This window comes from Lentzea sp. NPDC055074 (assembly GCF_053608005.1).
The window spans coordinates 511,478-534,713 of the sequence record NZ_JBSGUQ010000004.1 but is presented as its reverse complement, the minus strand read 5'-3'; the positions used below and the strand labels follow the sequence as shown (position 1 = coordinate 534,713).

19 protein-coding genes and 1 pseudogene are annotated in these 23,236 nt (G+C 69.9%); 7 read left to right on the top strand and 13 right to left on the bottom strand.

Translation table 11 applies throughout. The features are described from left to right. The first annotated feature begins 57 nt into the window (after positions 1-57). Both ACWF7A_RS13050 and ACWF7A_RS13045 read left to right on the top strand, forming a co-directional pair. A complete protein-coding gene (locus ACWF7A_RS13050) occupies positions 58-1,596 on the top strand; it encodes an ATP-binding protein (RefSeq protein ID WP_452250623.1) in 1,539 nt (512 codons plus the stop codon). Further along, a complete protein-coding gene (locus ACWF7A_RS13045; protein WP_452250622.1) occupies positions 1,593-2,264 on the top strand; it encodes a response regulator in 672 nt (223 codons plus the stop codon). Before ACWF7A_RS13050 ends, ACWF7A_RS13045 begins: the two co-directional genes overlap by 4 nt. On the opposite strand, the gene arfB is transcribed toward ACWF7A_RS13045, so the two are convergent. The 6 genes and pseudogenes from arfB to ACWF7A_RS13015 all read right to left on the bottom strand — a co-directional run bounded on the left by arfB (position 2,247) and on the right by ACWF7A_RS13015 (position 7,667). Further along, positions 2,247-2,675: an alternative ribosome rescue aminoacyl-tRNA hydrolase ArfB gene (arfB, locus tag ACWF7A_RS13040; protein WP_452250621.1), complete on the bottom strand. Its 429-nt coding sequence runs from the start codon at positions 2,673-2,675 to the stop codon at positions 2,247-2,249. The two genes, ACWF7A_RS13045 and arfB, sit on opposite strands and share 18 nt — an antisense overlap. A 717-nt stretch (positions 2,676-3,392) precedes the next feature. Continuing rightward, positions 3,393-3,851, bottom strand: a pseudogene (locus ACWF7A_RS13035) (SigE family RNA polymerase sigma factor); the annotation flags it as partial. A gap of 53 nt (positions 3,852-3,904) precedes the next feature. Continuing rightward, positions 3,905-4,966 carry a phosphoribosylformylglycinamidine cyclo-ligase gene (purM, locus tag ACWF7A_RS13030; RefSeq protein ID WP_452250620.1) on the bottom strand — a complete coding sequence of 354 codons (1,062 nt, stop codon included), beginning with the start codon at positions 4,964-4,966 and terminating at the stop codon, positions 3,905-3,907. Positions 4,967-4,996: 30 nt separating this feature from the next. Further along, the gene (gene purF / locus ACWF7A_RS13025) at positions 4,997-6,502 is read right to left on the bottom strand and encodes an amidophosphoribosyltransferase (RefSeq protein ID WP_452250619.1); all 1,506 of its coding nucleotides are present in this window, start codon (positions 6,500-6,502) and stop codon (positions 4,997-4,999) included. Positions 6,503-6,618: 116 nt separating this feature from the next. Further along, entirely contained in the window at positions 6,619-6,921 is a 303-nt protein-coding gene (locus tag ACWF7A_RS13020) for a hypothetical protein (RefSeq protein ID WP_452250618.1), read from the bottom strand. Next, positions 6,921-7,667 carry a maleylpyruvate isomerase N-terminal domain-containing protein gene (locus tag ACWF7A_RS13015; RefSeq protein WP_452250617.1) on the bottom strand — a complete coding sequence of 249 codons (747 nt, stop codon included), beginning with the start codon at positions 7,665-7,667 and terminating at the stop codon, positions 6,921-6,923. The genes ACWF7A_RS13020 and ACWF7A_RS13015 overlap by 1 nt, the downstream gene beginning before the upstream one ends. 94 nt (positions 7,668-7,761) lie before the next feature. On the opposite strand from ACWF7A_RS13015, the gene ACWF7A_RS13010 reads away from it, so the two are divergent. Together ACWF7A_RS13010 and ACWF7A_RS13005 are read left to right on the top strand one after the other, a co-directional pair. Beyond that, a complete protein-coding gene (locus tag ACWF7A_RS13010) occupies positions 7,762-8,085 on the top strand; it encodes a type VII secretion target (RefSeq protein WP_452250616.1) in 324 nt (107 codons plus the stop codon). Continuing rightward, entirely contained in the window at positions 8,082-10,052 is a 1,971-nt protein-coding gene (locus ACWF7A_RS13005; RefSeq protein ID WP_452250615.1) for an alpha/beta hydrolase, read from the top strand. The genes ACWF7A_RS13010 and ACWF7A_RS13005 overlap by 4 nt, the downstream gene beginning before the upstream one ends. Positions 10,053-10,073: 21 nt before the next feature. Here ACWF7A_RS13005 and ACWF7A_RS13000 read toward each other — a convergent pair whose 3' ends face one another. Next, positions 10,074-10,421 (bottom strand): sterol carrier family protein, encoded by a 348-nt coding sequence (locus tag ACWF7A_RS13000; protein WP_452250673.1) that lies wholly within the window; start codon positions 10,419-10,421, stop codon positions 10,074-10,076. Between the two features lie 90 nt (positions 10,422-10,511). Between ACWF7A_RS13000 and ACWF7A_RS12995 the strand changes: the two genes are divergently transcribed. Next, complete coding sequence (locus tag ACWF7A_RS12995; RefSeq protein ID WP_452250614.1) at positions 10,512-12,044, top strand: hypothetical protein; 1,533 nt, start codon at positions 10,512-10,514, stop codon at positions 12,042-12,044. Then, on the top strand, positions 12,041-13,729 hold the full coding sequence (locus ACWF7A_RS12990) for a hypothetical protein (RefSeq protein ID WP_452250613.1): 1,689 nt from the start codon (positions 12,041-12,043) through the stop codon (positions 13,727-13,729). Before ACWF7A_RS12995 ends, ACWF7A_RS12990 begins: the two co-directional genes overlap by 4 nt. Here the strand turns inward: ACWF7A_RS12990 and ACWF7A_RS12985 are convergent. From ACWF7A_RS12985 to ACWF7A_RS12965, 5 genes are all read right to left on the bottom strand, one after another. Next, positions 13,724-15,304, bottom strand: coding sequence for a glycosyl hydrolase family 28-related protein (locus tag ACWF7A_RS12985; RefSeq protein WP_452250612.1), 1,581 nt, complete (start codon positions 15,302-15,304; stop codon positions 13,724-13,726). The genes ACWF7A_RS12990 and ACWF7A_RS12985 overlap by 6 nt on opposite strands. 119 nt (positions 15,305-15,423) lie before the next feature. Further along, positions 15,424-16,230 (bottom strand): ESX secretion-associated protein EspG, encoded by an 807-nt coding sequence (locus ACWF7A_RS12980; protein WP_452250611.1) that lies wholly within the window; start codon positions 16,228-16,230, stop codon positions 15,424-15,426. Next, entirely contained in the window at positions 16,227-17,528 is a 1,302-nt protein-coding gene (locus tag ACWF7A_RS12975) for a hypothetical protein (protein ID WP_452250610.1), read from the bottom strand. Before ACWF7A_RS12975 ends, ACWF7A_RS12980 begins: the two co-directional genes overlap by 4 nt. A 15-nt stretch (positions 17,529-17,543) precedes the next feature. Beyond that, positions 17,544-17,918: a transcriptional regulator gene (locus tag ACWF7A_RS12970; RefSeq protein ID WP_452250609.1), complete on the bottom strand. Its 375-nt coding sequence runs from the start codon at positions 17,916-17,918 to the stop codon at positions 17,544-17,546. 120 nt (positions 17,919-18,038) lie between these two features. Next, positions 18,039-18,632 (bottom strand): DUF3558 domain-containing protein, encoded by a 594-nt coding sequence (locus ACWF7A_RS12965; protein ID WP_452250608.1) that lies wholly within the window; start codon positions 18,630-18,632, stop codon positions 18,039-18,041. A gap of 150 nt (positions 18,633-18,782) precedes the next feature. Between ACWF7A_RS12965 and ACWF7A_RS12960 the strand changes: the two genes are divergently transcribed. Beyond that, a complete protein-coding gene (locus ACWF7A_RS12960; RefSeq protein ID WP_452250607.1) occupies positions 18,783-21,422 on the top strand; it encodes a glycosyl hydrolase 2 galactose-binding domain-containing protein in 2,640 nt (879 codons plus the stop codon). Here the strand turns inward: ACWF7A_RS12960 and ACWF7A_RS12955 are convergent. Continuing rightward, the gene (locus ACWF7A_RS12955) at positions 21,419-23,218 is read right to left on the bottom strand and encodes a glycoside hydrolase family 15 protein (protein WP_452250606.1); all 1,800 of its coding nucleotides are present in this window, start codon (positions 23,216-23,218) and stop codon (positions 21,419-21,421) included. The genes ACWF7A_RS12960 and ACWF7A_RS12955 overlap by 4 nt on opposite strands. Positions 23,219-23,236 lie beyond the last annotated feature (18 nt).

Here is a 23,236-nt window from a genome sequence, read left to right as displayed (position 1 = left end):
GATGTCGCTCTTGCGCTTCTAAGGTTTCTTTCGGTCTTTCTGGTCACGGGAGGTCACATGCGTCGCAGCCGTTCCCTGGCCAGTCAGCTCCTCGCATGGCAACTCGTAGTCGTCACGTTGCTACTGGGCGCGGTCGGCGCGCTGACTGTTGTCCAGACGGGCAGCAACTTTCGCTCCAACGAGGAACGCCGGATGCTCTCGGTCGCCGAGACCGTCGCCGCGAACTCGCTGGTCCAGGAGCGGATGGGCAACTGGCGCGAGCTGTCGGCGCCCGCCGAGACGGCCCGCAGTCTGTCCGGCGCCTCCTACGTGCTGATCCTCAACGACCAGCGGCTCGTGATCGCCTCGCCGGACCCGTCCCAGATCGGGTCCACTCTGGACACCCGCGCCACCGCGCTGGAGGGCCGGTCCTGGACGGGCACGGTCCGCGACTCGATCGAGGCGCACGTGCCGGTGTTCGACCCGCTGAGCCGCCGGGTCAACGGCATGGTGATCGCGGGCGCGGAGGACCCCGGGGTCTTCGCGGGCGCGCTGCAGCAACCCGTCGACGTGCTGCGCTACCTGGCGATCGCGCTGATCATCGGCGTCACCGGCTCGTTGCTGCTGGCGCGCAGGGTGAAGAACCAGACCCTCGGGCTGGAGCCGCACGAGATCACCGCGCTGGTCGAGAACCGCGAGGCGTTGCTGCACGGCATCCGCGAGGGCGTCGTCGGACTCGACGGGCAGAACCGGATCACGCTGGTCAACGACCACGCGAGCGACCTGCTGGCGTTGCCGGAGGACGCGGTCGGCCGCTCGGTCGAGGAGCTGGAGCTCAACGACCGGCTGCGGGACGTGCTGACCGGACGCGCGACCGGCGTCGACCAGCTCGTGCTGCGCCAGGGCGTCGTGCTGACGTTGAACCGCATGCCGATCGACGGCGGCGAGGGTGCGGTCGTGACGCTGCGAGACCGCACGGAACTCCTTGCGCTGCAACATGAACTCGACGCCTCGCAACACGCGACGGACACGTTGAGAGCGCAGGCGCACGAGTTCGCGAACCGGCTGCACACCATCGCCGGGCTGATCTCGTTGAAGGAGTACGACGAGGTCACCAACTACGTTCACCAGATCAGCACGGCGCAGGACCAGTGGCGCACCGAGGTCGGTTCGTCGATCGGCGATCCCGCCGTCGCCGCGCTGCTGATCGCCAAGGCGTCGCTCGCGGCCGAACGCGGCACGGCGCTGCGGCTGGGCCCGGACAGCGTGCTGGGCAGGGTCGACGAGGCCCTGTCCGCGGACCTGGTGATGGTGCTGGGAAATCTCGTCGACAACGCGCTGGACGCGCTGAGCTCGTTGAGCACGAACGGCGCGGGGAAGTGGATCGAGGTGGGTGTGGTGCAACTGGACGACGAGGTCCAGGTGGTGGTCCGCGACTCGGGTCCCGGTGTGGCACCGGAACTCGCGGACGAGGTGTTCCGGCACGGGTTCACGACCAAGGCGGCATCGCACGGGGAACGCGGCATCGGGCTCGCGCTGATCAGGCGGGCGTGCCTGCGGCGCGGCGGTTCGGTGAGCGTGTCGGGTTCCGTCTTCACGGCAAGGCTGCCCTGGTGATCCGGGTGCTGGTCGTCGACGACGACTTCATGGTGGCGAAGGTCCACAGTGGATACGTCGCGCGCACCGACGGGTTCGAGGTCGTCGGGGTCGCGCACACCGGCGGGGACGCGTTGCGGCTGGTGCGGGAGCTGAAGCCCGACCTCGTGCTGCTCGACGTCTACCTGCCGGACGTCAACGGGCTCGAAGTGCTGAAGTCGTTGCGCGCCAACGAGGAGGTCGACGTCATCGTGATCACGGCGGCGACCGACGTCGACACCGTGCGCAGTGCGATGCGCGGGGGCGTGCTGCACTACCTGATCAAGCCGTTCGACTACCCGGCCCTGCGCGACCAGCTCGCGCACTTCGCGTCGTTGCGGGACAAGCTGCACCGGCTCGACTCGGCCGGACAGGCCGACGTGGACCAGGTGTTCGGTGCACGGCCGACCTCGAAACCGTTGCTGCCCAAGGGGTTGACGCCGGAGACGGCACGGCTCGTGGAGAACGCCCTGAGGGCACACCCGGAGGGGCAGTCGGCGTCGGAGTGCGCTTCGGCGACCGGTGTGGCGAGGGTGAGCGCACGCCGGTACCTGGAGCACTTCGTGTCGATGGGACGAGCCGAGGTCCGGTTGCGGTACGGCGGCACCGGGCGGCCCGAACGGATCTACGCCCTAGTCCCAGGAGCCTGAACGGCCGCGGCCCTTCTTGGTGTCCGCACGGCGCTTCTTCGAGGCGATGCGGCGTTCCTGCGAACCCCTGGTCGGCTTGGTCGCCCTGCGCACCGGAGGCGGTGCCGCGGCGGCGGCACGGAGGACCGCGGCGAGGCGTTCGCGGGCGGCGGCCCGGTTCTGCAGCTGCGCGCGGTGCTCGGAGGCGGCGATCGTGATCACGCCGTCGACCAGCCTGCCCGCGAGCCGCTCCAGCATCCGCGCCTTGAGGTGCTCCGGCACCGACGGCGAGGCAGCCAGGTCGAACGAGAGCTCGACGCGGCTGTCCGCCGTGTTCACTCCCTGCCCGCCCGGCCCACCTGACCTGGAAAAACGCTCGCGCAACTCGGACGCCGGCACCACCAGCGTCCTCGTCACGGTCACGTCGTTCATGCCTCCAGGTTAGAAGGTCAGACCCGGAAGTGTCGCGATCTTTATCAGCTCCTCGGTGTCGAGCACTGGCGCGGACCGCTGGACCGTCCCACCGGGGTCCGGCTCGCCCCGGACGCCGTCGCTGAAGCTGCCCAGGTTGTCGCCGGTGACCGTGACGGTCGAGCCGTCCGAGCGGGTGGCGGTGACGTAGACGAGCTGAGCGGCCGGGTTGCCGGGGATCGGGAACTGGGTGATGCGCAGCTTGACGCCGTTGCGTTCCTCGGTGCGGCAGACGGGCGCTTCGCAGAGACCGAGGTCCCTGGACGTGCGGTCGATCTTGATCGTCACACCACCGACGCCCTGGGCGTCACGCAGCCTCGCGACCGCTCGCTGGAAGCCGTCCGGGGTGTTGGTGGTCGCGTCGCGGGTGAAGAACACGAACGCCTGCGCGTCGATCTCGGGGACGTCCTCGGCGACGACACCGACAGGCAGTGCGTACTGCCTGCGCAGAATCTTGGTCAGCTCGGCGCTGCGGTCGACCACACCCCCGGAGTCGGCCTGGGACAGCGCCGGTGCCGACGCCTTGTGCGGCACCGCCGCCAGGTACCCGGTCACGCCGGCCCCGGCGAGCAGCGTGAACACCATCGCCCCCGCGATCGCCGTGCGGCGGCGGACGAGCCTGGTCCTGCCCTTCCGGATCACCTCGGAGGTGTAGATCCGCGACGCCGGCTCGTTCTCCAGCAGGTCGCGCAACGCGGCGAGCCCCTTGGCGGCCTGGCTCTTCACCGTGCCCTCCGTCCTGCCGAGGATGCGGGCGGTCTCGGTGATGCTCAGGTCCTCCCAGTACCGCAGCACGACGACGGCGCGTTGTCCCGCGGGCAACGCGTCGAGGGCACGGCGGAGGTCGAGATCCGTGGTGGCGTCCGTGACCGCGCTCTCCGGCACGGCGTCGACGATGCGCTCGCGCTGGAAGAACCCGCGCCGGGTCTCGTCGATGGCGGTGCGCACCAGCACCTTGCGCGCGTAGGCGTCCACGCTGTCCTTGCGCACGCGCGACCACGCGACGTACATCTTGATCAACGCCTGCTGGACGATGTCCTCGGCTCGATGCCAGTCGCCGCACAGCAAATAGGCCGTGCGGCGCATGACGAGCGCGCGTGCGTCGACGAACTCCCCGAACTCGCGGTCGCGGTCCAAGTGCCCCTCCTCGGTCGCCGCTTAGTACGCGACGACCGAGTCAGGAGGTTGCCTCAGAAACGGGGGTGATCGCCAACGAGGACGGCGCCGCCCTCTTCGGACTTGGTGATCTCGCCGAGCACCCACGCCGGCACGTGGCGGGCGGTGAGGACGGCCAGCGCGCGGTCGACGTCCTCGGGCGCGACGACGGCGACCATGCCGACACCCATGTTGAACGCCTTCTCCATCTCCTCGCGCTCCACGCGGCCGCGCTGGGCGATGAGCTGGAACACCGGCGCGGGCGTCCAGGTGCCGCGGTCGAGCGTCGCGTGCAGGCCCTCGGGCAGCACGCGGGCCAGGTTCGCGGCCAGGCCACCACCGGTGACGTGGGAGAACCCGCGCACCTCGGTCTCCGCGATCAGCGCCAGGCAGTCCTTGGCGTAGATCTTGGTCGGCTCCAGCATCTCCTCGCCGAGGGTGCGGCCGAACTCCTCGACGTGACCCTCCAGCGGCATCCGCGCGATCTCCAGCAGCACGTGCCGGGCGAGCGAGTAGCCGTTGGAGTGCAGGCCGGACGAGCCCATCGCGATCACTACGTCACCGTCGCGGACGCGGTCGGGGCCGAGCAGCTTGGAGTGCTCGACCACGCCGACGCCGGTGCCGGAGATGTCGTAGTCGTCGTCGCCCATCAGGCCGGGGTGCTCCGCGGTCTCGCCGCCGAGCAGCGCGCAGCCGGCCTGGACGCAGCCTTCGGCGATGCCCTTGACGAGCGAGGCGATCCGGTCCGGGACGACCTTGCCGACCGCGATGTAGTCCTGCACGAACAACGGCTCGGCGCCGCACACGACCAGGTCGTCCACGATCATGGCGACCAGGTCGATGCCGACGGTGTCGTGCTTGTCGAGCGCCTGCGCGATCGCGATCTTGGTGCCGACGCCGTCCGTGGAGGAGGCGAGGATCGGCTCCTTCCAGCGGTCGAGCTTGAGCTGGAACAGGCCGGCGAAGCCACCGATGCCACCGAGCACCTCGGGCCGGTGCGCCTTGGCCGCCCACGGCTTGAGCTTCTCCACCGCCTCGTCACCTGCGGCGATACTGACTCCGGCGGCGGCGTAGGTGGCCTTGGCGCTGTCGGTCACGTCAACTTCTTCCACTTGGATATCGGGTGCTCAGGGGCGACGCAACGCGTCTTCGGCACCATAGCTGTTCGCCAGAACGGGAGCGGCCGAGCCCGACACGCCCTTGAGGCCCTCGAGCAGGTGCTTGCCGATGAGCGCGTCCTGCGGCAGTTCGATCGGGTACTCGCCGTCGAAGCACGCCGAGCACAGCCGCGACTTGGGCTGCTCGGTCGCCGCGACCAACTGCTCCAGCGACACGTACCCGAGCGAGTCCGCGCCGACCGAACGACGGATGCCGTCGTCGTCCAGGCCGTTCGCGATGAGCTCGGCCCGCGACGCGAAGTCGATGCCGTAGAAGCACGGCCACTTGACGGGCGGCGAGGCGATCCGCACGTGCACCTCGAGCGCACCGGCCTCGCGCAGCATGCGGACGAGCGCGCGCTGGGTGTTGCCGCGCACGATCGAGTCGTCCACGACGACGAGCCGCTTGCCGCGGATGACGTCGCGCAGCGGGTTCAGCTTCAGCCTGATGCCGAGCTGGCGGATGGTCTGCGACGGCTGGATGAACGTCCGGCCGACGTAGGCGTTCTTGACGAGGCCCGACCCGTACGGGATGCCGCTCGCCTGCGCGTAGCCGATGGCCGCGGGCGTACCGGACTCCGGCACCGGGATCACCAGGTCGGCCTCGACCGGGTGCTCCTTGGCGAGGCGGCGGCCGATCTCGACGCGGGTGGCGTGCACGCCGCGTCCGGAGATCGTCGTGTCCGGCCGAGCCAGGTAGACGTACTCGAAGATGCAGCCCTTGGGCTCGGGCGTCGCGAACCGGGTCGACCGCAGGCCGTCCCCGTCGATCGCGATCAGCTCGCCGGGCTCGACCTCGCGCACGAAGCTCGCGCCGACGATGTCGAGCGCCGCCGTCTCGCTCGCCACGACCCAGCCGCGTTCCAACCGGCCGAGCACCAGCGGGCGGACGCCGTGCGGGTCGCGCGCCGCGTAGAGGGTGGACTCGTCGGAGAAGGTCAGGCAGTACGCGCCCTTGACCGTGGGCAGCAGCTCCAGCGCGGCCTGCTCGATGCCCTTGTCGGCCGCCGCGTGGGCGAGCAGGCCGCAGAGGATGTCCGAGTCGGTGGTGGCGCCGTTGCGCTCGACGATGCCGAGGCTCTTGGCCTTCTCCAGCAGCTCGGCGGTGTTCACCAGGTTGCCGTTGTGGCCGAGGCTCAGACCACTGCCGGCGGCCGTCGTGCGGAACGTCGGCTGGGCGTTCTCCCAGGTCGTGGACCCGGTGGTGGAGTAACGGCAGTGCCCGACGGCCACGTGGCCCTTGAGGCTCTGCAGGACCTGCTCGTCGAACACCTGGCTGACGAGACCGAGATCCTTGAAGACGACGACCTGAGCCCCGTCCCCGACCGAGATGCCGGCCGCCTCCTGCCCGCGGTGCTGCAGGGCGTAGAGGCCGTAGTAGGTCATCTTGGAGACGTCTTCACCCGGAGCCCAGACGCCGAAGACGCCGCACTCCTCACGGGGTTCCTGTTCGGACTGGGAATGGTCGTCGACCACCGAATTGGCTCCCTCACGATGGGGCTGGCTGCGCCTCCGAGTGTATGTGGAGCACCGGGTGAACTACCCCCTCCAGACCCCTGGTGAGGTGATGAAACTCATGCCTTCGGCCCACTTCAGGCCTTTTTGCACCCGGTCGTCTGGGTGCGGGTGGCGATGTGCTTCTCGTTGACGCGTTCCTGCACGACGTGGCAGACCACCTCGTCGCCGACGGCCACGGGATCCGGGAACTCCTTGGCGAGGACCCGGCCCGAGTACCAGTCGCTGACCATGTCGACCGGCTGTTGCTGGGCCAGGACGAGCTCGTAGCCCTCGGAGTCCGCCTTGGTGACCTTGAACCTGATGTCGCCCTCGAACCTCTTGTCGCCGCAGGCGGTCAGTGCGAGGCAGGCCAGCGCCACGATCACGAGCTTGCGCATCAGTGCCCCCGTCCGACCTGGAGAACGTCCAGCACGCGCCGGTCGCCGGTCATCTCCTTGAAGTTCATGCGGTTCCAGAGCCAGAAGTAGACGACCTCGGCCTCGCCGGTCACCTGCGCGTCGCCCTCCTCACCGGGGGCGGCGGCACGGATCTCCGGCACCTCCTCCGGCGCCAGGGAGATCAGCCACGACTCCGGCACATCGGTCGGCCGCACGGTCGCGGTGCCGGACGTCATGTTCGGCACGTCGCCGTCGAGCTTGGCCGCGACGATCGTGGTCAGCACCTCGTCGATGCCGTCCACGCAGAGGTCGGCGTCCGTGGCCACGACCTCCCGGACGACCGTCTGCGCGTCGAACCGGCGCAGCACCGTCTCGTGCGCGATCCGGCGGTGCCACACCCACGCGAGATCCGGCGCGGCGGGTGAGAACGTCCAGACGGGGCGGTTTCCCGGTACCGCCGTGAGGATCTCCGCGGCCGCGGTCAGCTGCAGGTCGAGGTATTCGAGCGGCGTCAGCCCGGCCTGAGGGGGCGACGGCTGCATCGCCGTGCGGCTGCCGGTGCGCAGGTAGTCGGTGGAGGTCTCCAGGAAGCGACCCAGGTGGATCACGAGGTCCTGCACGGTCCATCCCGGCCGTGTCGGCACCTCGGTCGCGGGGTCCGCGGCCGCCACCGCCTTGCGGAACATCTCTGCCTGCTCGATGAACACAGCGGTCCACCGCTGAGCCGTCCACCCCGTCTGCACCATGAGCGACATCGTGCCCGAAACGCTCTACGGGTGAGTGGGGAACCGACCATGATGTATTCGCGTCGCAGTGATCGGTGACCAACAGGGGGTGGCGATGTTCGGCGTTGAGCCAGAGCTGCTGCACACCGCGTCCAAGGAGTTCGGCAACGGCTCCGACGCGGTGCGGGAGGCAGCGGAGATGATCTCGATGCTCAGGCTCGACGCGGGCGCGCTCGGCGAGGTGGACGCCGCCGCCGAGTTCGCGGACGCGCTGGCGGGGTTCGTCGGCAAGCACGCCCAGGACCTGCAGCGCGGGTCCGCCTGGATCACCGACGCGGCGGAGGGTCTCGTGGCGAACGCCGAGGTCTACCAGCGCACGGACGACGACCACATGAGCGCACTGCAGAAGATCATGCAGGGACTCGGAGGCGGCAAGTGAGCTACCCCGACCCCGAGGGCCTCTACAGCAGGCTCGCGTCCGGCGACGTCGGCCGCATCGCCGCCGCCTCGGATCCGATCACCGGCGCGATCAGCGCGGTCGGCCGCGCGGGCGAGTCCGTCCTGAACGGCGGCAAGACCGCTGTCAGCAACTGGACCGGCGAGGCCGCCACGAAGTTCACCGCCCGTGCGCAGCTGTCCGCCACCGCCGCCAAGGCCGCCGCGGAACGGCTCGGCGCGGGTGTCGACATCGTCCAGGCCGCCTCGCGCGCCTACGGGCAGATGCGCGGCGCCGCGGACCAGGCGATCAGCGTGTGGCGCGGCCGTCCGCCGGGCATGGACGAGGCGCAGACCCGCCAGCTCGCGAACCAGGTCAACGACTCCCTGAACAAGGTGAAGTCGGGCTACGACAACGTTCTGCGGTCCTACGCGTCCGCGCTCACCAAGATCCCGCCGGGCTTCGAGCAGGCCGCGCGCGCCGACGGCGGCTGGGACCGGGCGGCCCAGCGCGGTGGCGCGGGTGGTGCGCTTCCTCCCGTCCCGCCGCCCGGTTCGGACCCGAAGGCCGTCGCCGACTGGTGGAAGTCGCTCAGCAAGGACCAGCAGGACGCCCTGCAGAAGACCAAGTACCAGGAGCTCGGCCAGCTCCGCGGCCTGCCCGCCGACGTGCTGGACGCCGCGAACCGCAAGCGCATCCCCGAGGACGCGGCGCGTTTCAACGCGGAGAAGGATCAGCTCAAACAGCAACTGGCCGATCGGGCGCGGGAGCTCGGCGTCGACCCGAACTCCGCGGACGGTCAGCGCGCCCTGCGCAACGACGCCCAGGGTTCGCAGCTGATGTCGCAGTACGACGAAGCCGCCCGCCGCGCCAAGAACGCGGACGACGCGGTCGGTGCGCTGGACAAGGCGGACGACCTGGCCGTGGAGAACGGCAAGCCGGCGTACGTGCTCGCCTGGAGTCCCGACGGCGCCGGTGCCAAGGAAGGTGCGATCGCCGTCGCGTTCGGCAACCCGGACACGGCGAAGAACGTCGCGGTGTGCGTGCCGGGCACCACGTCCACGCTCAGCAGCTTCGGGCTGGACCAGTCCGCGAACCTCAGCGCGCAGATGGGCCCGGACGGCGCCGCGATCCAGTGGCTCGGCTACGACGCGCCGGAGTTCCTCCCCGGCCAGGTCAACGACCCTCAGCAGGCGATCGAGGGCGGCCAGATCCTCGCGAAGGACGTCGAGGGCTACCGCACGGCCAACCCGAACGCCCACGTCACGGTGATCGGCCACAGCTACGGCAGCACGGTCGTCGGCTACTCGGCCATGGACAACGGGCTGAAGGCGGACGACATCGTGTTCGTCGGCTCGCCGGGCGTCGGTGCGTCGAACGTCGACCAGCTGTCGGCCGGCGGCGGGCACGTCTACGTCGGTGGCACGGAGCACGACCCGGTCATCCAGGCGACGAGCGGCGACTGGTTCACCAAGGACGGGTCCTCGACCGGTCCCTACGACTCCTCGTTCGGCGCCAAGACGTTCGGCACGTCCGGCGAGTCCTGGATCGGGCACGCCCACTCGTCGTACTACGACAAGGGCTCCGAGTCGCTCAGCAACCTCGCCAAGATCGCCAACGGCGACGGCGGCAGCGTCACCGAGCAGCGCTGGCAGGACGCTCCCACGCCGCGTGAGGTGCCCGGTTCGGACCTGCCAGGGGTCGGGCCTGTCATCGACTGGGGTGTCAACACCGGCAAGGAGGTCGTCGACATCGGCGAGGACGTCTGGCGCGGTGGCGGTCAGGTCGTCGACGACATCTCGGACGGGCGCTGGGGCGACGCGGCCGGGCACGCGGTGGACACGGTCGGCGAGGTCGCGAGCGACGTCGGCGACGTCGTGGTCGACACCGTGGGCAACGTGGTGGAGCTCGGGCGCGACGCCGTCGAGGGTGTCGGTGGCGCGATCAAGACCATCGGGTCCTGGTTCTAGACCTTCACGACCAGGAGCGTTCTAGAACTTCACGACCGGCAGCAGCGGTGAGAGGTCGGCTCGGGTCCCCGACGCGGTGACCCGAGCGCCGTCCAGCGCCTCGGCCCAGGCCAGGGTGCCGGTGGCCAGCTCGAGCCACGTGCGCGGGTCGGTCTCCACGACGTTCGGGGGCGTGCCGCGGGTGTGGCGCGGCCCCTCGACGCACTGCACCGCCGCGAACGGGGGGACGCGCACCTCGACGCTGCGGCCGGGCGCGATCTGCTCGAGGGTGCGCAGGCTCAGCCGGACGGCGGCGGCGAGCGCGGGACGTTCTGGCTGGTCAGCCTCACCTCGCAGCCACGGGAGCACTGCTGCGACGGCGGCACGCATCTCGGCTGGGTCGACGGCTTTGGCTGGCACGCCGCCCACATTAGCGAAGGGGCAGCGGCGCTCCCGGCGCTGTTGGTATACACCTGGGCTGTGATCAGGAACTTCGCCGTCGTCGGTCCCGGGCAGGCGACCAGGGAGCGGTTGACGGCGGCTCTGGCGGCGGCACCGAACATCTCGGTGTACCGGATCGGGCGCGGGGCGGACCCGTTGCCCGTGTCCGCGACCTTCGACCCGGCGGACGAGCCGGGGTGCCGCAGCCTGCTGGACTGGTTCGAACGCGGTGCGCCGTCGGGGGCGGTGCTGCTGATGGACGACTGGGAGCTGTGCTCCGGCCTCGACCCGGCGCTCGACCGGACCGTCGAGTGGATCGCCGCGTTCGGGCCGGCACGGGGCGTGCAGGTCGTCGTCACGGCGCGGAAGTGGTCCGAGGTGCCCGGCCGGCTGCGGCGGCACCTGCACGGCGAGGCCACGGACTTCCTGGCGCTGCACGAGATCGAACCCGACCTGAGCAACAAGTACCAGCGCCACGACCTCCAGGCGGCCATCGGAGCCGACGCCCGCGGCTGGCCGGTGTACCTGGACGTCAACGGGACCCTCGCCGCCTGCCTGGCCCCGCCCGCGGAACGCGAGCAGAAGCTGTTGAGCGCGTTGCTGGGCCTCATGGTCACGCACTCGTCGACGGACCTGAACTTCGCCCTCTTCGACATGAAGAGCGTCGGCTTGTTCGACGGTCTGGAGGCGGCGCCGCACGTGGCGTGCGCGTTCACGGGCGAAGACGACGACGAGATGCTCCAGCAGTTCTACACGGGCCTGACCGGCGAGCTCGACCGCCGGCGCCGTCTCAAGCGGACGGGCGAGCCCTTCCCAGCTCTCATGGTCTGCGTGGACAGCCCCGAGGCGCTGGTGGAGCGGCACCCCGGTTACCGCGGCCTCCTGCAGTCCCTCAGCGGGGCAGGTGACGAGCTCGGCGTCCACCTGCTCTACTCAGGTGACCGGCTGGCGGCGGCCCCGCCTGCGCAGATCCCCGCCTGGCCGGCCGCGGTTCCGCCGTACGACCTCGAGGAGTGGGCCGAGGTCCTGCCACCGGCCCTGGTCGGCACCTGCCCGCCCGCGCACGTGCTCGCCCTGCCGCCGCCCGGCGCCTTCCAGTCCACCCAGAAGATCACCCTGCCGCCACGACCGTCCACAACGGATCTGAAGCTGGACGTGCTGCCGCCGGGCGCCATCGGCCTGGTGACCCGTCCCTCCGAGCAACAGCGGGACGTCCTGGTACCCACCTTCACCCGAGAACTGCGCCATGGGGCCATCGTCGGCAAGCCGGGCACGGGCAAGAGCACGACGCTGCGCACCCTGGCGGCGGTGCTCCGCGATCCGGAGCGCTACCAGCTCCTCGACGGCCCCGGCGAGCCGCTCGACCCGCAGCGCCACATCGTCGTGACCGCTCGCACGTGGAACCAGGTGCCGCCGTTCATCCGCGACAGCCTGGCGTTCGCCGTCGAGTTCCGCCTGGACGACCCGGCCACGTCGCTGCTCGACCCCGACCAGGCCGCCCGCGTACCGGACCGGCCCGGTTTCGGCCTCTCCCTGCCCGACCGCCTCCCCACGCAGATCGCGCTCCCGTGAACCACCTCGCGCTCATCGGGCCGCCGGACCTCGTCGCCAGGCGGATCGCTGCCGTGTCGGGGATCTACCGCATCGGACGGGGTGACGCGGCGGGCGTCGCGGTGAGCTTCGAGCCCGGCGACGAACGGCGGCGGCAGAACCTGCTGGCGTGGTTCGAGCGCGGCGCGGAGCCCGGTGCGACGCTGCTGGTCGACGACTGGAAGTACTGCGCCGCACAGGATCCCGGGCTCGCCGAGTCGGTGCGGTGGATCGCCGCAGCGGCGTGGAACGTGCGGGTGATCGTCACCGCGCGGTCGGTCGAGGAGCTGCCGGAACGGGTGCCGTTGCGGGTCGAGGTGCTGGACTTCCTGGCGCTGCACGGGTTGAAGCGGTTCACCAAGGCGCTCGCGTGGAAGGGCCGCTGGTGGAAGGTCCCGGCCGGCGTCGACTCGAACGGCCTGCCGGTGGTCGTGGACCTGACGCACTTCGCCGACGGGAAGTGGCGCACGGGAACGCATCTGAGCGTCACGTCGCCGGACGCGTTCCGCAGCGTGGTGCTGGGCCTGATGACCACGCACTCGCCCAAGCTGTTCCAGGCGATCTTCATCGACGCGCACGACTCGGACGTGTTCGACGGGCTCGACCAGGCCCCCCACGTGCTGGCTCGTCATCGCCACGCGGCACGTGATCCGCAGCGGATCGCGGACCTGCTGGCCGAGGAGTCGGAACGGCGGCTGGAGGTCGTCGGCAACACGTGGACGGTCTTCGACCACCGCGGCTTCGACCAGGTGTTGCCGCAGCTCCTGGTGTGCGTCAGCGGGTTCGGGGACGTGAGAGAGGCGGCGTTCGCGCCCGTCGCGGCGGACGTCGGGAAGTCCGGGATGCAACTCCTGCTCGACGGTCCGAGCACGCTGGCGGGCCTGCGGATCGACGACTGCGCGGCGCCCGCGAACCTCGGCGAGATGGCGCGGTCGTTGCCCCCGCTGATGCACGAGGACGAGCCCGCACCGGACTTCTTCGCCCTGCACGAGATGCCGAACAGGCACGCGTGGAAGTCGCGCCCGGTCCGGTTGCAGTACCGGGTTCCGGTGGGCGTGGACGAGTTCGGGCAGCCGGTCGAGATCGACCTGAAGTCCAAGCACCTGCAGGACGGGATGGGTCCGCACGGCGGGGTCGTGGCGCCGGACGACCGACGGGCGGAGGGCATCCGCGCGCTGGTTCTCGGGCAGATGGCACGGCATTCACCGGACGAGCTGGAAGTCGTGTTCATCGACTTCCACGGCAACGGGGTGTTCGCGGGCATCGACGGCGCACCGCACGTGCGGCACGGCATCGTGGACCTGCTGGAGGACCACGAGCAGCGCACCAGAACGTTGGCGCACAACAACTTCCGGAGCATCTGGGACTACCGCGCCACCGGGCTCGTCCTGCCCGAGCTGCTGGTCTGCATCGACGGCGTGCACGGGCTTCTGGACGAACGCCCGGAGTTCGAAGAGGTCCTGCAGACGCTGGCCACGGCGGGCCGGACCTACGGGCAGCACCTGCTGCTGTCCGACACGACACCGAGCGAGCACACGTCGTACCGGCTGGAGCTCACCGGCGAAGGCTGGACGCGCAGGATCGGCAGGTCGGTGGAGAGGGTCGTGCTCCCCACCGACCTCGACGACGTGGCGTGGTCGTTGCCCGTGGCGATGGCTAGCTCATGAGCGGCGCAGCTTTCGTTGCGCGTCATAGAGGTTGCGCGGCGTCACGTCCGTGGTGCCGTAGAGCTCCAGCCGGGAGTTCAGCTCGCCGGTGAAGTCCGGCTTGTCGATCTGGCCGAAGTCGCGCACCTCGGAGATCGCGACGGTGGCGCTGCACGGTGCCACCTGGTCGATGCGGACGTTGCCGGCGCGCTGGTTCGTGACGGTGACGTTCCAGTGCGCGAACCTGGCGCCGTACAACGGACCCGCGTTCGCACTGCCGCCGTGCGCGCCCACGTTGTTGATGGTGATCTCGGTGCGGACGTTGGCGAACGGCAGGCCGCGGTGGGTGTCGAAGACGTCGTGGTCCATGCGGCCGCGGGTCCAGACGTTGCCGCACGACAGGCCTTCCACGTTCAGGCCGTGGTTGCCGGCGCCCGCCTGCGAGGGTTCGGACGGCGCCTCGATCACGAAGCCGTCGGTCAGGTTGTCGTGGGACTGCTCACGCACGGCGTACGCGTGGTGGTGGCCGCGGCCGGACACGCGCGTGTTCAGCAGCGAGATCCCCTTGGAGGACACCAGGAGGAAGCCGTTGTCGACGTCCTGGACGTGCACGTCGTCGGCCCAGCAGTCCCACGCGCACTGGAACGCGACACCGTTGTACCCCTTGTCCAGCAGGTGTTTCGGCGTCGGCACCTTGAACATCTCGATCTTGATGCCCTCGACGCCGGACCCCGTGACGACCGGCGCCATCGTCGTCAGGCGGGCCTTCCACTCCGGGCGGATCTCCAGCGGCAACGGCTGCGCGAGCTTGACCCTGTCGCCGCGCACCCACTCCACGCGCACCGGCCACAGGAACGGGAAGTACGACAGGAGCTTGTCCTTGTCGTCCCACTTGTACGTGGCGGTACCGGGAACGTCGCCGCACATGTGCTTGGGCAGCGAGTACTCGGAGTCGTCGAGCCGCAGCAACACGCGCTGGCCCGCGCGCAGCTTCCGCCCGTTCTCGACGGTCACGACGAACGAGCCCCGTGCGGCAGAGCTCGTCACGTTCGTCAGCGTCGAGCCCTGCTCCAGCTCGTTGCCCGTCCAACCCTCGAACGGCCACCTGCGCGCCTTGATCGCGTCGACGAGCGGCTGGTACCGGTCGCGGTGGCAGACCCAGACCAGGCCGCCCGACCAGCTCCAGGCGGAGTTCTCCGAGCCGTAGCGGCTGCGGTTGATGCCGACGATCTCCTCCAGCGACCGGGTCGCGTAGAAGGTCGTCTTCGTGCTGCCCGCGCCGCGCAGCACCACGTTGTCGTAGCCGATGCGGATGATGTCGTCGATCCGGTAGCGGCCCGGTGGCACGTACACGGTGCCGCCGCCGAGCCTGCCGACGAACTCGACGGCCTTGTTGATCGCGGCGGAGGCGTCGGCCGAGCCGTCGCGCCGGGCGCCGAAGAAGAGGACGTTCGCGAGGACCGGACGGCGGGCGGGCTTCTCACCCGTGCGGTAGCCGGCGTAGGCGATGTTCGGGATCTGCGGGTGGTTGTACGGGTTGGCAACGAACTCTTGCCACAGCGAAGCGGAGGACTGCGCGGTGGCAGTCCCCGTCATCGTTGACGTCCCGACCAGTGCAGCCCCTGTAGCCAGCAGGAACAGCCTTCTGTCGATGCTCATTTCGCCGTCTCCAAGGGGTCTTGGCCACGGCGGCGGTGGTCAGATCAAACCAGACATCAGGCGCCCGCGGAACGAACCGCCTCGGAGATCAGCTCGTCGACCTGGTGCAGCATCCGGCGCCCGTCGGTCGGCGTGAACGTGCTCCACGGCGGCTGACCGTTCGAGGACTTGCGTTGCTGCAGGTAGCGGCCTTCTTCGGTGTCGAAGAACGCGATCACGCGCTCGGGCCGCCAGCGCTTGCCGTACTTGTCCCGCGCGGCCGCGCCGAAGTTCCCGGTGTGCACGAGCCCGGTGAACATCTTCACCAGCGCCTTAGCGTCGTCCTCGCGCAGCCCGATGCTCCGGAACGAGGCCTCCATCGACTTCGGCGACCCGTCGGTCTGCGCGATCGCCTTCTCGATGTCCGCGCTCGGCAGCGTGACCGAGAGCCCCGTGCCCGCGGGGTGCTGCGGCAGGACCGACAGCACCGCCGAGGCCAGGCCGGAGCCCGCCCACGGCTGGAACGTCAGCTGGTCGTCCCGCAGCGTCGCCACGGCGGTCCAGTCACCGTTCGCGACGGCGAGGACCCGCACGCTGTGGCCGAGCCAGAGGCGGCCGTCCGCCTCCCGCTCGGGCTTCACGAACATGCGCAGGAGCCCGTCCAGCTCGGACGAGAGCCCGCGCGAGTTGCCCAGGCGCCGCTGGTCCAACTGCTGGTAGACGCGGTTCTCGAGCTGGACGCGCTCGTCCCGCGTCTTGCCCGGGGTGGGAACCTTCAGGAGCAGCGGCATGGGGCCGACGTTCATCCGTTCCCACAGCACGTCGAACTCCTCGGCGGAGAGAGTGATCGGCTCCCTCTCCGCCGGTGCGCCGAACAGACTCACTCCGGCAAGCCGCCGATGACCGGCGGAGCGACCATGCGGTCGTCGCCGAACACGTCGTCGGTCTCGACCAGGTAGTCGGCCGCCTTGTGCTCGATGTCGTCCTCGCCCTCGCCCTTCTGACCGTGCGCGCCGCCACCAGCAGCCATGCCGGCCGCGCCGCCCTTGCCGGCACCAGCGGTACCGGCGCCCGCGGCACCACCACCGCGCAGCGCGTCAGGACCAGAGCCCAGACCGGACATGCCGCCCGGCATGCCACCGGGCTTCATCGCGCCCTGCTGGCCGGCCGAGCCGAGCGAGCCGGACATCGGCCCGAACGACTTGCCGCCGCCACCGAGCTGGCCGCCGCGAACGCTGCTGGAGCCGCCGGGACCGCCAGGGCCACCGGAACGGCCGGGGCCACCAGGACCACCGGGACCGCCCGTGCCGGGACGCGTGAACACCGGGCCACCGGGAACCGGCGTCGAGGTGGGAGGCGGCGTCGGCGTGGGCAGGTTCGTGGGAGGCGGGGTGTGCGTGGGAGGCGCCACCGTCGTCGGGGGCTGCGTCCACGAGGTGTGCGTGGTGTCGGTCGGCGGAGGGGTCCAGCCGGTCGAGACCTGACCCGTGGTGGTGGTCTGCGTCGGCGAGCCGGTCGACCACGACGGGGTCGTCGTGCCGGTGCCGGACGGACCCATGCCGGTGGGCTCCGTGTAGCCGACGCGCGTGCTGCCCGTGCCGGTGTCGCCCGGAGGCGGCGTGTCGATCACGACCTGCGGCGGCGTCGGGAAGTCGCCGAGCGTCGAGGAGTTCCAGCGGCTGTCGGACTGGTAGTCCTCCATGACCTGGACGGCCTTGGCGGCGGCGTTGTCCGCGGCGGCTTCCTGCCGCTCGTGGTCGCGCTGCTGGTTGATGACGTGCGCCATGCCGACCGGACCGGTCAGCGCGCCACCCGCGATGTCGAGGAAACCGGGCTTCTCGGTCGTGACGGGGACGACCTCGGGCATCTTCTTGCGCGCGTCGGCGATGTACTCGCCCTGCAGGCGCGCGGAGGACTCCATGGTCGTCGCGCCGGTCTCGGCGAAGCCCGCCCACTGGGCCAGCGGCGACAGCGCGCCCTGGGCGGCGTCGGCGGCGTCGGACTCCCAGCCCGCACCCATCTTCGTCAGACCGGCGTGCAGGTCGGCGTCGATCTGGGCGAGCGACGCGGCGATCTGCTTCCAGCCGGCCTCGACCGGGATGGAGGCGGAGACGCCGGGGCCAGAATTGATCATCTTGTACAGCTCGGGGTGTCCGTACCCCTGGAAGCGGTGGTCAGTCATCGGTCAGTCCCCCTCTCAGTCCTGGTCTCGCTGGTGCCGGCCCCACATGGCGGCGTTGTCGCCCTCGGTGAGGATGTACTGCTGCTCGATGGCCTTGAGCTGGTCGACCACGCCGGAGAGCTGCGTGCGGTAGGCGCGCAACGCGGCCAGCGCCTTCTCGGACGTCTGCTCGTTGAAGACCTTCGAGGTCTCGCCACTGATCGGGTCCTTGGCCCACGGCGTGGTGGGCAGCTGGTCGACAGCTCGCACGATCTTCTCGTCGAACTCCGCGAGTGCCTGCTCGAAGGCCTTCCTCGCCTGTGGAATGGCGGACGGGTCCACCTTCAGCTTTCGCTGACCGAACTCGGGCGGCGTCGAAACGCCTCCGCCTCCACCATCCGCGAGAAACACGGCACACCCTCCTCAGTACGGCCCGGGGACGGACCATGTGTGCATTTGGGACGACTTTAGCTCTGATGCATTACGCGAGTGACCGGTTCCCGGTACAAGACGCGTACTTCTACTCAACTCTCACTTGGTCGCCAGGACGGCGCCGGCGGCTCCGGCGAGCGCCTTGGCCCGCTCGCACGCGACGTCCAGGGTCGAGCTCGCGTCACCGAACCCCGAGATCGCGTCGACCAGCAACAACTGGGCGTCGTTGGCGTCGATGTAGATCTCACAGGTACCTGCCGACCCCGGCGACTCCCGCTGCGTGAGGTAGGCCGGATAACCGGCGACCTGAAGGGGAGTGAGCTTCGACTCGCCGACCGTCCGCTTCAGCCTGTCCACACCGCCGTTGACCAGGGTGTGGATCGTGGAGAGGTATTTGCGGTCCGCGTAGGACGCATTGCATCGCTTGCTCCCCTCCCCGTAGGCGGGCAACGGGTCCCCCGCTTTGACGGTGCTCAAACCCAAAGCCGTCGTCTGGTCGGGAGAGATCAGCGCGCACGGGTCGAGCGCCAGGAGATCGACGGTCTTGGGCCTCTTCACGGGGGCGGTCCCGGCAGAAGTTCCGGTCGTCGGAGCGGAGCCGGTCTGGTCACTCGCGGAGGGCTTGCCCGGCTCTGTCGAAGAACACCCGGACAGGACCGCTGCCAGCAGAAACGGGACGGCAAGTCGACGCATGCGGGCCAAACTATCGGATCCCCGGGCACGGAGTGTGGCGTTCGACGTGTCCCGCGTCACCCGTACGACGCATTGCCGGTGACCTCACCAAAAGGAAACCTTCTTTACGATACCCCGAAGCGCCGCCGCCCCGATGCGTCGAGGAGCGACATGCTGCGCAACCGACCACTACCGGCCCTGGTCGTGGCGGCGGTGGGTCTGGCCCTGCTCGTGCCAGGCACCTCCGCCAACGCGGGCCCCGTGCCCGGCACGGGAGCGGCGCTGAAGGTGGCCGCCGCACCCGGACAGACCTCCACCGTCCCGGACTGGCGCATGCAGACGAGCGCCACCGCTACCCAGTCCGGCACCGTGATCTCCGGTCCGTCCTACTCGGACGCCGGCTGGCTCACCGTGCCCGCGCGGTCGACGGTGATGGCCGGCCTGATCGCCAACAACAGGTACGGCGACGTCAACTACTCGGAGAACCTGAAGAAGGCCGACCCCAACGACTTCAAGGTGCCGTGGTGGTACCGCAAGGTCTTCCAGGCCGACCCGCAGCCCGGCGTGAACACGTTCCTCAAGCTCAACGGCGGCGTGATCTCCCGCGGTGAGGTGTGGCTGAACGGCACGAAGGTCGCCGGCACCGACACGGTCGTCGGCGCCTACCCGACGTTCGAGTTCAACGTGACCAGCCTGCTGCGCAAGGGCGACAACGCGCTCGCGATCAAGGCCTCGCCGTCCGACCCGGCCAAGGACCTGGTGATCCACTTCATCGACTGGGCCCAGCTCCCGCCCGACCGCAACCAGGGCCTGTTCCGCGACGTCGACATCACGCAGAGCGGCCCGGTCTCGGTGCGCGGCCTGCACGTCCTGTCCGACCTGCCGCTGCCGAACCTGACCAGCGCCGCGGTCACCGTCAGGGTCGACGCGCGCAACAACACCGGCAGCGCGGTCACCACGACCGTCGCCGGCAGCGCCGCGGGCCAGAGCTACAGCCAGAACGTGAGCCTGGCCGCGAACGAGACCAAGACCGTCACGTTCCCGCTGAACGTCACCAACCCGCAGGTCTGGTGGCCGTACCAGATGGGCGCGCAGCCGCTGTACGACGCGACCGCCACCGCGACCGTCGCCGGCGTGAAGTCGGACGAGCAGAAGACGACGTTCGGCATCCGCGAGGTCACCTCGAAGATGATCAGCGGCAACGTCCAGTACCAGATCAACGGCAAGCCGATCCTGATCCGCGGCGGCGGCTGGGCGTCCGACCTCTTCCTGCGCACGAACGTGCGGAAGATCGCCGACGAGATGATGCTGACGAAGTCCATGGGCCTCAACACGATCCGGCTGGAGGGCAAGCCGGAGAACGACGAGATCTACGACATGGCCGACCGCCTGGGCATCCTGCTGATGACCGGCTGGGAGTGCTGCTCTAGGTGGCAGAACACCGGCGGGTTCACCGAGGAGGACAAGAGGGTCGCCGGCGCGTCCGCCGAGGGCGAGGCCAAGCGAATCCGCAACCACCCCAGCGTGTTCACGTTCCTGATCGGCTCGGACGAGGCCCCGGTGACCGACGTCGAGAAGATCTACCTGGACGCCCTGAAGCGCGCCGACTGGCAGACGCCGATCATCACCGCGGCCGCACGTCGCAGCTCTCCGCAGCTCGGTGACTCGGGCATGAAGATGGACGGCCCGTACTGGTGGGAGCCGCCGGTCTACTGGTACAACAACCAGAAGGGCGGGTCAGCGGGCTTCGCGTCCGAGATCGGCCCCGGCCTCGCCATCCCGGAGATGGACGAGCTGAAGAAGTTCATGAGCCCCGCCGAGATCTCCAAGCTGACGGACTACAACGCGCAGCAGTACCACCTGTCGCCGTCCGGCAACTTCAGCAAGATCGGCTTCTGGGGCACGGCGCTCGACAACCGCTACGGCAAGCCGTCCACTGTGGACGACTTCGTCAAGAAGGCGCAGCTGCAGCAGTACGAGACGAACCGAGCCCAGTTCGAGGCGTTCGGCCGCGACTTCTCCGACACCGGCGCGAACCAGGCGCAGGGCGTCATCTACTGGATGCAGAACGACCCGTGGCCCAAGCTCTTCTGGCACCTCTACAACTACAACCTCGCCACCGCGGGGTCGTACTTCGGCGCCAAGACGGCGAACAAGGCGTTGCACGCCCAGTACTCCTACGACGACAAGTCGCTCGCCGTGGTGAACATGGGCCTGGAAGCCAAGCAGGGCCTGCAGCTGCAGGTGACGGTCTTCAACTCCGACGGCACGCAGAAGGCGAACGAGACGCGTTCCGTTCCGGCGAAGGCGAACGGGTCCGTGCGGGTCGGGAACCTGCCGCAGCCGTCCGGGCTGTCACCCGCGTACTTCGTCCGGCTGCTGCTGAAGGACGCGAGCGGCAGGGAGATCGACCGCAACGTCTACTGGCTGTCCACCAAGGCGGACACGCTGAACTACAACGCCGGCGACTGGTGGTACACGCCGCAGGCCCAGTACACGGACCTGAAGTCGCTGAGCTCGCTGAAGGCCGGCCAGGTGTCGGTGACCTCCACGACGACGCCCGGCGCGGACGGCAGGCAGGCCACGTCGGTGACCGTCAGGAACACCGGCACGTCGGTGGCGTTCTTCATGCGGGCGTCGCTGCGCAAGGGTCAGGGCGGTGCCGAGGTGCTGCCGGTCGACTGGAGCGACAACTACATCACGCTGTTCCCCGGTGAGAGCCAGACGATCCGGGCCGAGTACCGGACGTCCGACCTGGGTGGCGCGCAGCCGGTCGTCCAGCTCTCCGGGCACAACGTGTCGAAGCGCTAGCCGCCGTAGCGGTTCGCGACGACGTCGGGCCGTTCCACGGGACGGCCCGCGTCGAGCGACCACGCCAGCCGCACGTACTGCGCGTGCGTCCAGGCGAGCGGGGTGGCCGAGCCGGTACCCCGGCCGTTCCACACCTGTTCGGGCAGCATGAGCCCGCTGTTCGCGGTCGCGGCGATCTCCTTCAAGCGCTTCGCGGCGCTGGCCCTGTCCCCGGCGAGCAGCTCGTACTCACCGCGTTCGCCGGTCAGCAACGGCCAGAGCCTGCCGTACGTGCGGGTCGGCGTCGGCCAGTTGATGCCCCACGGCCTGCCGTCCGCCGTCTCGCCGTAGCCGTCCTGGGTGAACCGGTGCCAGTAGCCCTGTTCCTTCAGCTGCTGGTCCACGACTCGCACGGTGTTGCGGATGGTCGGGTCGTCGGCGCGCTTCAGGCCGAGCCGCACCAGTTCGAGGAAGCTCGGGTCGACGACCGCGCGCTGGTCGATGTCGGTGGGGTTGTTGTCACCGAGGTTGTACTTCGTCGGCGCGTCGGGCTGTCCGTCCTTGGTGAGCCGCAGGTAGTAGGGCTTCGGCGAGTACGGGCCGGTCTTCGTCGCGGTCCAGCCCTCGACCTTCCGCTGCCACGCGTCGGCGGCCTTGAGGTACTTGTCGGCGTTCTCCCCGTTGCGCTGCAAGAGGTCCGCGAAGCAGACCAGGCCGGCGACGACCGACGCGATGGTCGCGGGCGAGTAGCCGTCCTGGTTCTCCCAGCGTTCCTGCTCGCTGAACGGCGAGTTCGGGTAGCTCAGCAGGTAGTCGGCGGAGCGGCGCAGCGAGTCCACTGTGGACTGATCTCGGCGACCGAGGTGCCAGGCCAGCAGGAGCGGCGCCGCGACCTGGTCGAGCTGGACCTTGAGCCACACCGGGGTGCCGTCGACGCGGGTGTTCTGCGGCAGGTGGCCGTCCGGTTGCTGCTGCTCGTTCAGCATGAAGTCCAGCGAGCGCTCGGCGAACCCGCGGTCTCCGGCCGCGATCATGGCCGTGGACACGTGGTAGAGGTCGCGGGGCCACACCAGCGCGTACGGCCCGAGCTCCGGCGCCAGCTCCCGGTCGAACCCGAAGGCCCACGGGAAGCTCGGCGACGCGATCGACGCGCCGGGGTGGGTCTTGTCCTCGGTCGCGGCCAGCACCATCACGGACATGTCGTAGAGCCGCCGGTCCGCCGACTTCGGCCTGGTCAGCCCGTTCAGGTACGTGTGCCAGCCCTGCGCGTACTCCCGTGCGGCGTCACGGAACCCGCGGTCGAGCGCGGCCTGCGCGACTCCCTCACCGAAACCGACCGCGAACGTGCCGTGTGCGCGTCGCACGGGCTCGGTCGGCAGGGTGGTCCTGACCTCGCTGGACCCCTTCATCGGCACGTGCTCGACCGACAACCGGGCCGGACGTTGTGACCTGAACTCGACGTCGGCGAGAACGGCCGCGCGCCGCGGGTCGGTGACGTAGGTGATCTCGGCCTGCCAGCCGTCGCCGCGGAGCCGTTGCCGGAACGTCAGCGACCTGTCGTCGGCCGGCTCGGTGTACGCCCGGCCGGGCTTCCCGTCCACCAGCAACCGCGTCTCACGGGTGGCGGGCGTGCTCAGATCGGGGAAGAAGATCTCGGAGAGCCCCTCGTGGCCGAGGGTGAACCACACCGGGCTCGCCGCGGACCTGGCCGTGCCGAACGCCTGCTTGTCGGCCGGTAGAGGAACCACCTCGGCAGACGCGCGGGCCATCGGGGCCGACATGACCAGGAGGAGCACGACGAGCGCCAAGGGCTTCATGACACTCGGAGTTCCCCG

Coding starts and splice junctions, on each gene's coding strand:
- ACWF7A_RS13050 (WP_452250623.1), top strand. CDS start 58: ATGCGTCGCAGCCGTTCCCTGGCCAGTCAGCTCCTCGCATGGCAACTC.
- arfB (WP_452250621.1), bottom strand. CDS start 2,675: ATGAACGACGTGACCGTGACGAGGACGCTGGTGGTGCCGGCGTCCGAG.
- ACWF7A_RS13020 (WP_452250618.1), bottom strand. CDS start 6,921: ATGCGCAAGCTCGTGATCGTGGCGCTGGCCTGCCTCGCACTGACCGCC.
- ACWF7A_RS13015 (WP_452250617.1), bottom strand. CDS start 7,667: ATGGTGCAGACGGGGTGGACGGCTCAGCGGTGGACCGCTGTGTTCATC.
- ACWF7A_RS13010 (WP_452250616.1), top strand. CDS start 7,762: ATGTTCGGCGTTGAGCCAGAGCTGCTGCACACCGCGTCCAAGGAGTTC.
- ACWF7A_RS13000 (WP_452250673.1), bottom strand. CDS start 10,421: ATGCGTGCCGCCGTCGCAGCAGTGCTCCCGTGGCTGCGAGGTGAGGCT.
- ACWF7A_RS12985 (WP_452250612.1), bottom strand. CDS start 15,304: ATGACGGGGACTGCCACCGCGCAGTCCTCCGCTTCGCTGTGGCAAGAG.
- ACWF7A_RS12975 (WP_452250610.1), bottom strand. CDS start 17,528: ATGACTGACCACCGCTTCCAGGGGTACGGACACCCCGAGCTGTACAAG.
- ACWF7A_RS12965 (WP_452250608.1), bottom strand. CDS start 18,632: ATGCGTCGACTTGCCGTCCCGTTTCTGCTGGCAGCGGTCCTGTCCGGG.
- ACWF7A_RS12960 (WP_452250607.1), top strand. CDS start 18,783: ATGCTGCGCAACCGACCACTACCGGCCCTGGTCGTGGCGGCGGTGGGT.
- ACWF7A_RS12955 (WP_452250606.1), bottom strand. CDS start 23,218: ATGAAGCCCTTGGCGCTCGTCGTGCTCCTCCTGGTCATGTCGGCCCCG.